The 11,265-nt window shown below is 68.2% G+C and carries 10 protein-coding genes; 5 read left to right on the top strand and 5 right to left on the bottom strand.

The genetic code is table 11. The features are described from left to right. Positions 1-6: 6 nt before the first annotated feature. Positions 7-756, bottom strand: coding sequence for an IclR family transcriptional regulator (locus tag AMYHA_RS20135; protein WP_330760623.1), 750 nt, complete (start codon positions 754-756; stop codon positions 7-9). Between the two features lie 90 nt (positions 757-846). On the opposite strand from AMYHA_RS20135, the gene leuC reads away from it, so the two are divergent. From leuC to AMYHA_RS26595, 3 genes are all read left to right on the top strand, one after another. Continuing rightward, positions 847-2,304, top strand: a complete 1,458-nt coding sequence (leuC, locus tag AMYHA_RS20130) for a 3-isopropylmalate dehydratase large subunit (protein WP_034273535.1) — start codon at positions 847-849, stop codon at positions 2,302-2,304. Between the two features lie 80 nt (positions 2,305-2,384). Next, a complete protein-coding gene (gene leuD, locus AMYHA_RS20125; protein ID WP_034273532.1) occupies positions 2,385-2,987 on the top strand; it encodes a 3-isopropylmalate dehydratase small subunit in 603 nt (200 codons plus the stop codon). A gap of 153 nt (positions 2,988-3,140) precedes the next feature. Continuing rightward, complete coding sequence (locus AMYHA_RS26595) at positions 3,141-4,007, top strand: HU family DNA-binding protein (protein WP_084037394.1); 867 nt, start codon at positions 3,141-3,143, stop codon at positions 4,005-4,007. Between the two features lie 19 nt (positions 4,008-4,026). Here the strand turns inward: AMYHA_RS26595 and AMYHA_RS20115 are convergent, their stop codons facing one another. From AMYHA_RS20115 to cofC, 4 genes are all read right to left on the bottom strand, one after another. Continuing rightward, positions 4,027-5,073: a protein-L-isoaspartate O-methyltransferase family protein gene (locus AMYHA_RS20115; protein WP_051400114.1), complete on the bottom strand. Its 1,047-nt coding sequence runs from the start codon at positions 5,071-5,073 to the stop codon at positions 4,027-4,029. 177 nt (positions 5,074-5,250) lie between these two features. Next, positions 5,251-6,183 (bottom strand): NUDIX hydrolase, encoded by a 933-nt coding sequence (locus tag AMYHA_RS20110; protein WP_084037644.1) that lies wholly within the window; start codon positions 6,181-6,183, stop codon positions 5,251-5,253. Between the two features lie 106 nt (positions 6,184-6,289). Then, complete coding sequence (locus tag AMYHA_RS20105; RefSeq protein ID WP_034273530.1) at positions 6,290-8,470, bottom strand: RNA degradosome polyphosphate kinase; 2,181 nt, start codon at positions 8,468-8,470, stop codon at positions 6,290-6,292. A 132-nt stretch (positions 8,471-8,602) separates the two neighbouring features. Further along, complete coding sequence (gene cofC / locus AMYHA_RS20100; protein WP_231104837.1) at positions 8,603-9,268, bottom strand: 2-phospho-L-lactate guanylyltransferase; 666 nt, start codon at positions 9,266-9,268, stop codon at positions 8,603-8,605. Between the two features lie 110 nt (positions 9,269-9,378). Here cofC and AMYHA_RS20095 point away from each other — a divergent pair, with 110 nt between their 5' ends. Further along, complete coding sequence (locus AMYHA_RS20095; RefSeq protein ID WP_034273525.1) at positions 9,379-10,089, top strand: lysophospholipid acyltransferase family protein; 711 nt, start codon at positions 9,379-9,381, stop codon at positions 10,087-10,089. After that, complete coding sequence (locus AMYHA_RS20090) at positions 10,082-11,140, top strand: NAD(P)H-dependent glycerol-3-phosphate dehydrogenase (protein WP_051400113.1); 1,059 nt, start codon at positions 10,082-10,084, stop codon at positions 11,138-11,140. The genes AMYHA_RS20095 and AMYHA_RS20090 overlap by 8 nt, the downstream gene beginning before the upstream one ends. Positions 11,141-11,265: the final 125 nt, after the last annotated feature.

Raw genomic sequence — 11,265 nt, 5'->3', positions numbered from 1 at the left:
GCCGGATCACAGACGTTCGGTCAGCGCGTCGGCGGCCGAGAGCAGATCGGACGCCCATCGCACGCCCGGTTTGCGGCCGATGCGCTCAATGGGGCCGGATACCGATACCGCCGCGACGACCGCGCCCGTCGAGTCCCGCACCGGGGCGGACACGCTCGCCACGCCTGGCTCGCGCTCGGCGACGCTCTGCGCCCAGCCGCGCCTGCGCACCTCGAGCAACGTGCGCTCGCCGAACACGGCGTCGGCAAGGATGCTGCGCTGGGTCGTGGGATCGGACCACGCGGCGAGCACCTTCGCGCCCGAGCCCGCCGTCATCGGCAGTCGCGCGCCGACAGGAACGGTGTCGCGCAACCCGCTCGGCGGTTCCGCGGTGGCGACGCACACCCGCTGTGCACCGTCGCGGCGGTAGAGCTGCACGCTCTCGCCGGTGATGTCTCGCAACTTGGGAAGCGCCGAGGCTGCGGCGTCCAGTAACGGGTCGGTGGCACCTCCCGCCAGTTCCGCGAGCGCGGTGCCCGGCCGCCAGCGTCCGTCCGGCGCACGCCGCAACATCCGGTGCATCTCAAGCCCGACCGCGAGCCGGTGTGCCGTTGCTCGTGGCAAGCCGGTTTTCGCGCAGAGCTCGGCGAGCCCGCATGGTTCGGTCGCCACGGCCTGCAGCACGGCGACGGCTTTGTCGAGCACCCCGATACCGCTGGACAGCTTGGTCGCTGTGCCGGGCGATACGGGTGCCTCGTGACCTGTATGCTGTCCCACAGCGCGATACTATATTCCCGAATCGTGAGATGTCCAGATGTTGAGACGTAGTCTAGGGCGTAGCGATCGGTGCACGCTAGGAGGAACGTCATGACGGCGACGACGGGCCGCACATTGGCCGAGAAGGTGTGGGACGCACATGTGGTGCGCCGTGGCGACGGCGCTGAACCCGACGTGCTCTACATCGACCTGCACTTGGTGCACGAGGTGACCAGCCCGCAGGCGTTCGACGGGCTGCGGCTCGCCGGCCGTCCGGTGCGTCGTCCCGATCTCACGATCGCGACCGAGGACCACAACGTCCCGACGACGTGGACGCTTGACCCCTCCCGCAAGTCCGCCGACATCGAGGCGATCGAGGACCCGGTCTCGCGCACGCAGGTCAGCACCCTGCGCAAGAACTGCGAGGAGTTCGGCGTCCGGCTGCACCCGATGGGCGACGCCGAGCAGGGCATCGTGCACGTCATCGGCCCGCAGCTCGGCCTGACACAGCCCGGCATGACGGTCGTGTGCGGCGACAGCCACACCTCGACCCACGGCGCGTTCGGCGCGATGGCGTTCGGCATCGGCACATCCGAGGTGGAGCATGTGCTGGCCACGCAGACGTTGCCGCTGCGGCCGTTCAAGACCATGGCGGTCAACGTCACCGGGAAGCTGCGCCCTGGCGTGACCGCGAAGGACATCATCCTCGCCGTGATCGCGAAGATCGGCACCGGTGGCGGACAGGGCTACGTCTTGGAGTACCGGGGCGAGGCCATCGAGTCGCTGTCGATGGAAGCGCGGATGACGATCTGCAACATGTCCATCGAGGCGGGCGCCCGCGCGGGCATGATCGCGCCGGACGAGACGACATTCGAGTACCTCAAGGGGCGTCCGCACGCGCCGCAGGGCGCCGACTGGGACGAGGCCGTCGCGGCGTGGCGGGCGCTGCCCACCGACGACGACGCGGAGTTCGACACCGAGGTTGAGATCAACGCCGACGAGCTGACGCCGTTCGTCACCTGGGGTACCAATCCTGGGCAGGGGCTGCCGCTCAGCGAGTCGGTGCCTGACCCGGAGCAGATCGCCGATGAAACCGCGCGGTACTCGGCTGAGAAGGCGCTGGCGTACATGGACCTGAAGCCGGGCACCCCGTTGCGGGAGATCGCGGTGGACACGGTGTTCCTCGGCTCCTGCACCAACGGCCGTATCGAGGACCTGCGCGCCGCGGCCGATGTGCTCGCTGGTCACAAGGTCGCCGACGGTGTGCGGATGCTGGTGGTGCCCGGTTCGATGCGGGTGCGCAAGCTGGCCGAGGAGGAAGGCCTGGACAAGGTGTTCCTCGACGCGGGTGCGGAGTGGCGGCAGGCGGGCTGCTCGATGTGCCTCGGCATGAACCCGGATCAGCTCACCCCGGGCGAGCGCAGCGCCTCGACGTCGAATCGCAACTTCGAGGGCAGGCAAGGCAAGGGCGGCCGTACCCACCTGGTGTCGCCGCTGGTGGCCGCGGCGACGGCGGTGCGAGGCACGTTGTCGTCTCCGGAGGACCTGCTTGCAGGGTCCGACCAGTAGACACGGGGACCTGCTTGCAGGGTCCGACCATTAGACACAGCGGACCTCTAGATCCCAGACTTTCTCAAGGAGACCACTCAATGGAACCGTTTACCCAGCACACCGGGGTCGGCGTCCCGCTGCGGCGTTCTAATGTGGACACCGACCAGATCATCCCCGCCGTCTACCTCAAGCGCGTCACGCGCACCGGCTTCGAGGACGGCCTGTTCGCCGCGTGGCGCGGCGACGAGACGTTCGTGCTGAACCAGGACGCTTTCCGCGGTGGCAGCGTGCTGGTCGCCGGGCCGGACTTCGGCACGGGATCGTCGCGCGAACACGCCGTCTGGGCGTTGATGAACTACGGTTTCCGGGCCGTGATCTCGTCCCGTTTCGCCGATATCTTCCGTGGCAACTCGGGCAAGCAGGGACTGCTCGCCGCCGAGTGCGAGCAGTCTGATGTAGAGCAGCTCTGGAAGATTCTCGAGAACGATCCCGGTACCGAGGTGACGGTGGATCTGCGCGAAAAGACGGTCACCGCGAAGGACTTCACCGCGTCGTTCCGTATTGATGACTACACGCGCTGGCGGCTGCTGGAAGGGCTTGACGACATCGCGTTGACCTTGCGTTATGCCGACGATATCGAGGCGTTTGAGCGTTCTCGGCCGTCATATAAACCGACGACGACTCCGGTCGCTGGGGCTTAACAAGTATCGCCAACGTTCACCCGGAGGGGTTTTTTCCGGCCACACAACGCAATTGAAGCTGTGTCGTGTGGCCATCTCGTGATTTGAGTAATAGCGTGCCATTCAAGTCGGTCCGTGAGGCCGTGAACAACTGCAGTTCTCCGGAGGACTCGTATGGCCAACAAGTCAGAAGTTGTCGAGGCGCTCGCCGATCGCCTTGGTGACAAGAAGGTCGCTGCCGAGGCGGTTGATGGTCTCGTCGACATCATCGTGCGCCGCGTGAACAAGGGCGAGAAGGTGACGATCACAGGCTTCGGTGCGTTCGAGAAGCGCCCGAGGGCTGCTCGCACGGCCCGGAATCCTCGCACTGGCGAGGCGGTGCGCTTGAAGAAGACCAACGTGCCCGCGTTCAAGGCAGGCACGATGTTCCGCGAGGTCGTCGGCGGTCAGCGCAAGCTGCCGAAGGCGCCCGCTAAGCGCGCGTCGACCGCGAGCACAACGCGGCGGACCACCACCGCCACGGCGGCCAAGCCAGCAAGCAAGACGTCGCGGGCGGGTTCGAAGCCCGCTGCCACCCGGTCGACGACCGCGAAGAAGGCGCCTGCCACAACGACGAAGGCCGCCAGCACGCGGACGACGACGAAGCGTGCGACGACCGCGAAGTCGACGACCAAGGCAGCGCCGAAGACCGCGACCAAGTCGACGACGAGGACCGCGGCGAAGGCGCCAGCCAAGACGGCGGCGAAGTCCACGACGCGGACGGCCACCAAGGCACCCGCGAAGTCGACGAAGTCGACCACCGCCAAGGCTCCTGCCAAGGCAACGGCGAAGAAGGCGTCCACCGCCAAGACGGCGACCAAGTCCACGACACGATCGACCGCCAAGGCGGCGCCGAAGGCTTCGGCGACGTCGTCGACGGCCAAGTCGAGCAAGACGGCGCCGAAGAAGTCGACGGCGAAGACGTCTCCGTCGACGAAGAAGTCAACGACGTCGAAGGCGAGCACTACCAAGAAGGCCGCCACCGCCAAGAAAAAGAAGTAGGCGCCGGGCCGTCAGTGCGTCACTCGCCAATGGTGACGCACTGACGGTCCGGGCCGACTTCCCATGTCCACGACTCAAGCGGCGGCGCGCCGCGATCGGCATACCAGCGGACGGCGGCCAGTACCTCGTCCGCGAGCAGCCGGGGGCCAGCCTGCCGCACGGTGACGTGGTCGCTGCCGTCGCCATGTTCGATGTGCGCCCATGACGACGTCATCGGATCGGTCAGCATCAGGCCGGGGCGCGTGGGACCGGAGCGGTCCTCGGCGATGACCACGTCCTGGTAGCGGCATGACGGCACTGCCACGGCGGCCGCGCAACGCCAGGCAGGGTGTCGCACCAGATTCGCGACGTCGATGGTGGTGTGACTGACGTCGACGTCCGTGAGCACGGCGCGGGAGCGGGATGGCTCGGTCGGCACCGGAGTGATGCGCTCCATGCTGGTGGCGTCGGCCGTGCCCGTGGCGATGCCGTCCGGTCCGACATCGAACCGCACCAGCGGTCCGATGGTGAACTCGGTGCTCAACCGCGCGACCAGCACGCCGCCGGGGCGGGTGCCGGCGACAGCGGCGTACGGCACCCTGCCGAGCGGCACGGGCGTGCTCAGCAGCACGCGGTCCCACAACTGTGGCGGTGCGGGTACATCGGACGGTTCGCGCCGGAGCACGGTGACGTTGATGAGGCCGGTGCCGTACCGGCATTCCCTGCCCGACGTGATCAGCCGTTCCCGCGCCTGGCTCGCGACATCGACGTCGGCCTCGGTCGTGACGACATCGCCATGCCTGCCCACGATCTCGGACAACACCGCCGCCGGGTAGCCGGATCCGGTGCCGATTTCGAGCACCCGATCGCCAGAGCGCGCGCCGAGCAACCGCAACACCCGTTCCAGCGTGGCGGCCGATGGTGGCTGCTGCGGCCCCGCGGTGAAGTCTTCTCTGTCCACCGCCGCGAACGCGGCCTCGTACCTGGCGCCCGTATGCGCGTCCGCGCCTACCTCCGTGCCGTTCGTCCTGGCCGCGGCCATGCGCAGGTGCGTGACCGCCACGCCGATGCCGTCCTGAGTTGCCACCGAGCCCCCTTCGCTGCCTGGCGCGCTTCGTGCGCTGCCGCAAGTGAAGCGGTCACCGGGGCTGAGTTGTGTCCGGGCCTGCCCTGCCCCGGGACCGCACTATGATCCTCGATGGCAAGGCGTAATCAGGCAACAACCCTCTGTCGCACCTCTGTTGCACCTCCGCTGAACTTCGCGTCAGTCCGGCGCCGTGGCTGCCGGAGGTGGCGGCAGGTAGCTGGCCGCGACCAGTAGCGGGACGCCATCGGTGCTCATGTCATGCGCGGCGGGGCGCCGGAAGCTCAGCAGCCATACCGAGCCCTTCTTGCTAGGCGCCTCGTCGAGCGGGACGCCGTCGCGTTCGGTCAGCGTGGCGAGCAGGTGCGGGATCACCTTGCCCTGGCTGGAGATCAGCGGCGTGCCCTCGTCGGCGGCGAGCGCGCGGATCCGGTCGAGGCTGGCCTCCGGGTCGCCCCAGTAACCCTCCTCGGACAGCAATGGCTCGTGCGTGATTCCCGTGCCGAGGTCGTCGGCTATGCCCTGCACGGTCTGCACGCAGCGCAGGCGGGGTGCGGAGTGCACCCGATCCGGGCCGAACAGCGGAAGCAGCGCCCGCAGCGCGTCGGCCTGCCGGTTGCCCGCCGGGGTGAGCGGGCGCAGGTCGTCATCGCCGCGCCAGTGTTCTCGTTTGCCCGCCTTGGCGTGCCGCACGAGCAGCACCGTTGTCAGGTCGGTGCCGAGGCGCACGAACTGGTCGAGCGCCTCGGTCTCGCCCGCGTAGTCGAGCAGGTCCCGTGCGGCGGCGGGGCTGAGCCAGCGCAGCGCGTCGACTTCCTCGTTCGGCTGGAACGCGCCATCGAGCGCGCGGGCGCTGAAGTACGTGACCGTTTTGTCCGCGAGTGCGCCGGATCCGCCACGTACCTGGTAGTGGCAGTGCGACAGCTGCTGCCCGAGCACGCAGGAGAACCCAGTCTCCTCGGCTACTTCCCGTGCCGCCGCTTCGGGCACTGTCTCGCCGGGATCCAGCTTGCCCTTCGGCAGTGACCAATCGTCGTAGCGGGGCCGGTGCGCCACCGCCACCTCGACGCCGCCGGGTCCCGTGCGCCACAACACCGCACCCGCGGCGCGCACGGTGCGTCTCGGCGCTGTCGTCGTCGTGCCCGGTCTCGGGTCGTGGTGGTCCTGTTGCTGGTCGCTGTCGTGGCTGCCGTCGAAGTTGCCCACGCGTGTCCTCAGCTCACCCGGTCGCCCTGTGCTTGGCCAGTAGTTCCACCTGATGGTCCCTGACTTGGGTGATCTCGGCAGGCGACGGGGTCCATTCGCCGGTGGAGCTCAATACCCAGCACCGGGTCACGGGGTCGAGCGCGGAGTCGAACAGTTCGTCAAGCTGTGCGGTGAGCTTCGGGTCCTTGACCTGAACGATGACCTCGATCCTGCGGTCGAGGTTGCGGTGCATCATGTCGGCGCTGCCGATCCAATACTGCCCGCTCGCCGCGAAGTGGAAGACCCGCGAGTGTTCGAGGAATCGGCCGAGGATGGAGCGCACCGTGATGTTGTCCGATAGCCCCGGCACGCCCGGTTTGAGGGCGCAGATCCCGCGTACCACGATCTCGACCGGAATCCCAGCGCGCGATGCCTGGTAGAGCCCGTCGATGATCTGCTCGTCCACCAGCGAGTTCACCTTGAGCCGCACACCCGCCTGCTGGCCGTCGCGGGCACGGTCGATCTCCTCGGCGATGCTGCGCAGGATGCCCTTCCTGATGCCGCTCGGCGAGGTCAGCACGTTGCGGTAGGCACTCTGCCTGGAGTACCCGGTGAGCACGTTGAACAGATCGGTCAGGTCCGCGCCGATGTCGTCGTCGGCCGTCAGCAGCCCGATGTCCTCGTAGAACCGCGCGGTTTTCGGGTTGTAGTTACCGGTGCCGATGTGGCAGTAGCGCCGGATGCGCTGACCCTCCTGCCGCACGACCAGCGATGTCTTGCAGTGCGTTTTGAGCCCGACGAGGCCGTAGACGACGTGCACGCCGGAACGCTCAAGCGCACGCGCCCAGCCGATGTTGGCCTGCTCGTCGAACCGCGCCTTGATCTCGACCAGTGCGACGACCTGTTTGCCAGCCTCGGCCGCGTCGATGAGCGCGTTGACGATCGGCGAGTCACCCGATGTCCGGTACAGCGTCTGCTTGATCGCCAGCACCTTGTCGTCCAAGGCCGCCTGCTCGATGAACCGCTGCACGCTGGTTGAGAACGAGTCGTACGGGTGGTGCACCAGGACATCGCCCTCGCGGAGGGTGGAGAACACACTGCGGGGTGTCTCCCGATCCGCGAACGCCGGGTGCGTCGCTGGCACGAACGGCGGGTACTTGAGTTCCTTGCGGTCGACGTCGGCCAGCAGCTCGAGGCAGGTCATGTCGATCAGACCGGGCACGGCGACGACGTCGCGGGGGTCCACTTCCAGCTCCCGCAACAGCAGTTCGAGCATGTGCTCGCTCATGTCCTGCTCGACCTCGAGCCGCACCGGCGGGCCGAACCTGCGCTGCGCCAGTTCCCGTTCCAGCGCTTGCAGCAAGTCCTCGTCCCGGTCTTCCTCGACCTCGAAGTCGGCGTTGCGGGTGACGCGGAAGACGTGGTGCTCGGAGACCTCCATGCCGGTGAACAGGTCACCGAGGTGCGCCGAGATCAACTCCTCGAGCAGCAGGAACGTCGCGGTCGGCGCGTCAGGAGTGGTTTCGACCCTGATCAGCCGGGGCACGTTGTTCGGCACCTTCACCCTGGCGAACCGCTCCAGTCCGCCGTCCGGGTCGCGCACCGTCACCGCGAGGTTGAGCGAGAGCCCGGAGATGTAGGGGAAGGGGTGCGCTGGATCGACCGCGAGCGGCGTCAGCACGGGGAAGATCTGGTCGCTGAAGTAGTGCGACAGCCGCTCGCGCTGCCCGGTCGGCAGATCGGCCCAGCGCACGATGCGCACGCCCTCGGCGTCCAACGCGGGGCGCACCGACTCCTCGAACACCTTGGTTTGCCGGGAGACCAGGTCCTGGTTGCGTTTGGCGATGTAGGCCAACTGCTCGCGGGGCGAGAGGCCGTCCGCGCTGCGCACCGACAGGCCGGTCTCGTCGCGGCGCTTCAGCCCCGCGACCCGCACCATGTAGAACTCGTCGAGATTGGACGCGAAGATGGCGAGGAACTTGGCACGTTCCAGCAGCGGCTGCGAGGTGTCCTCGGCCAGTGACAGCACCCGTGCGTTGAAATCCTGCCAAGACAGTTCCCGGTTGAGGTAGCGGTCGTCGGGCAGCTCACCGGCGGCCGTCGCGGGGGTCACCGCGGGCGGAGCCGTTGGCACGGCGAGCGAATCGGTCGCGACGTACCCGTTCCCGGCCGCCTGCCGGGTACTGGGTGTGCCTTCCGTGCTGCTTGTGCTCACCTGTACCGCCCGAATGAATCGTCCCCGCGCGTCACGCGGTTGTGGCGCCCGTCGTGTGCTCACCCCGTCATTGTCTCGCACGTCGTCCGACCCCGGGCCGCATCCACCGCGGCTCGAGTGATCCTCCTGGCATCACGATACCGGCTCAGCGCTGGCGCAGCTGTGTCGTTCGCCGCGCAGTACCGCGAGTGTGTTGCGGCCGACACCGAGCGCCCGCACCCGCTCGACGTCGCCGACGGTATCCACATCGGTGCGTAACGTCGCGGCGGGCGTGGCCAGCCGCAGTGCGCCGGAGCGCACGTGAGCCGCAGCGGAGTCGTCACCGAAGCGTGGGTCGAGGGGGCAGCCGGAGGCCGAGAGCAGCAGGGTCGTCCCGGTGCCCGCGTGGTCGGCGCACACCGCCCGCCTGCCAGCTGCCTCGACTATGGCCGCGGCCAGATCCCCTGGCCGCAGCGCGGGCAGGTCCGCTTGCAGCGCCCCGACGACGCCGTCCGGATCGGCCCGCCGCAGCAGTGCGGCCCCGTGGCGCAGTGCGTCGTTGAGGTCCGCCGCGTTCCCGTCGTCGACGACGTCGGCGCCGAGCCGGTGCAGTCCGGCAACCTCGTCCGGCTTGGCGGCGGCGACCAGCACCCTGCCGACGCCGGGCGTGGCCAGCGCGGCGGTTACCGTGTCGGCTGCCATGGCGAGCACGAGGCGGACACGGTTGCGTTCATCACTCGGGAAGCAGCAGCCGAGCAGTCGTGACTTTGCTAGCGTCAACGACTTGATCGGCACGACAAGACTCACCGAAGGTGCCACGCGGCTATCTTGCCTGACGCACGGACCGTGGTGAGGTCTGCCCGTGCTGGACCGAGAATGGTAAGGCGCGCGACACTGCGACACAGCAGTCCGGACGGAGGGATGCGACGGTGACCGAGCGGGAGCGGGGCGGATTCTGGGTCGGTTTCACCGCGGCGATCTTCTATCCCCTCAGCTGGTTCGCCGGGTATCGCTACCGGCATGCTGACCGGATTCCGCGCAGTGGGGGAGCGCTGCTCGTGCTCAACCACGTCTCCCACTTCGATCCGGTCGTCGACGCGGTGTTCGTGCACCGGCAGCGCAGGGTGCCGCGTTTCATGGCGAAGGCGAGCCTGTTCTCGATCCCCGTGCTCAAGCAGATCCTCATCGGCTCAGGCGGCATCCCGGTGTATCGGGGCACGACCAGCGCGGGCGACGCGCTGCGCGAGGCGCACCGGACTCTCCGCGAAGGCAAGATCGTCGTGATCTATCCGGAGGGCACCATCACCAAGGATCCTGACGGCTGGATGAAGCACTCGTATACCGGCGTGGCGCGGCTCGCGCTGGAGAACGACGTCCCGGTGATCCCGATCGCACGCTGGGGCACCAACCTGATTCTCGACGGCTATCGCAAGAAATTCCGCCCTTTCCCCCGCAAGACCGTCGAGTTCCACGTGGGGGAGCCGATCGACCTCGCGAAGTACCGCGAACTGCCGCAGAGCGCGTCGGTCAGGCGTGAAGCCACCGACCTGATCACCAGCGAGGTCACCACCTTGCTCGCCGAGTTGCGCGGTGAGCAACCACCGGCAGCCGAGCGCGGATCGAAGGCCGACGATGCCTGAAGCCAGCGTGCGGCAGGAGACCACGCAGCAGCGACCGCTGCCGACGCCGCAGCGGATCACCGTGCTCGGCGCTGGCTCGTGGGGGACCACGTTCGCCAAGGTGCTCGCCGACGCCGGCAGAGACGTCACGATCTGGGCCCGCAGGGCCGAGGTGGCTGAGGAGATCACCGAGAAGCACACCAACGAGGCGTATCTGCCCGACGTCGTGCTGCCGCGACGGGTGCGCGCGACCAGCGACGCGGCGAGTGCGCTTGCTGGTGCCGAAGCCGTCGTGCTCGCGGTGCCGAGCCAGTCGCTGCGGGCGAACCTGACCTCATGGCTGCCGGTGCTGCCGACCGGCGTGCCACTGGTCAGCCTCGCGAAGGGTGTCGAGCTCGGCACCATGAAGCGGATGAGCGAGGTGATCGCCGAGGTCACCGGCGCGCCCGCGGAGCAGGTCGTGGTGGTATCCGGCCCGAACCTCGCCGTTGAGGTCGCCGCGGAACAGCCTGCCGCCGCCGTCGTCGCGTGCCCGGACCACGACCGCGCGGTGGCGATTCAGCGCGCGATTTCCGGGCCGTACTTCCGGCCGTACACCAACGTCGATGTCGTCGGCTGCGAGCTTGCTGGTGCCTGCAAGAACGTCATCGCGCTCAGCTGCGGCATGGCCGCGGGGCTCGGTTACGGTGCCAACACCGTGGCCAGCCTGATCACCCGGGGTCTCGCGGAGATGGCCCGGCTCGGCGGCAAGCTGGGCGCTGACCCGCTGACGTTCGCCGGGCTCGCTGGGGTGGGCGACCTCGTCGCGACGTGCTCATCATCGTTGTCGCGCAACCGCACGTTCGGGGAGCGGCTCGGCAGGGGAGAGACGGTCGCGCAGGCCCAGGAGGCGACTGGCGGACAGGTGGCAGAGGGCGTCAAGTCGTGCTCGTCGATCCGGGAACTGGCGCGGGCGCATGGCGTTGACATGCCGCTGACCGACGCGATGCACCGCGTCTGCCACGAGGATGTCACCCCGCGCAAGCTCGTGGCGGAGCTGTTCGACCGTGCGAAGAAGTCCGAGTGGGGCTGAGTGCGGCAGCCCGCCCGTTTCCGCCCCTAACCTGCCAAAACTCAGTGGATCTTGAGGCGTTGTGGTCGTTATAGCGACCAGAAAGTCTCAAGATCAACTCGCTGCGAGCTCGTCTCGTCGATGTT

The organism is Haloechinothrix halophila YIM 93223, assembly GCF_000504245.1.
Classification (GTDB): domain Bacteria; phylum Actinomycetota; class Actinomycetes; order Mycobacteriales; family Pseudonocardiaceae; genus Haloechinothrix_A; species Haloechinothrix_A halophila.
This window is presented reverse-complemented; position numbering and strand designations above follow the sequence as displayed.

Bases quoted from the DNA above. Each gene is read 5' to 3' on its own strand.
- leuC (WP_034273535.1), top strand. From the start codon at position 847: ATGACGGCGACGACGGGCCGCACATTGGCCGAGAAGGTGTGGGACGCA.
- AMYHA_RS20090 (WP_051400113.1), top strand. From the start codon at position 10,082: ATGCCTGAAGCCAGCGTGCGGCAGGAGACCACGCAGCAGCGACCGCTG.
- leuD (WP_034273532.1), top strand. From the start codon at position 2,385: ATGGAACCGTTTACCCAGCACACCGGGGTCGGCGTCCCGCTGCGGCGT.
- AMYHA_RS26595 (WP_084037394.1), top strand. From the start codon at position 3,141: ATGGCCAACAAGTCAGAAGTTGTCGAGGCGCTCGCCGATCGCCTTGGT.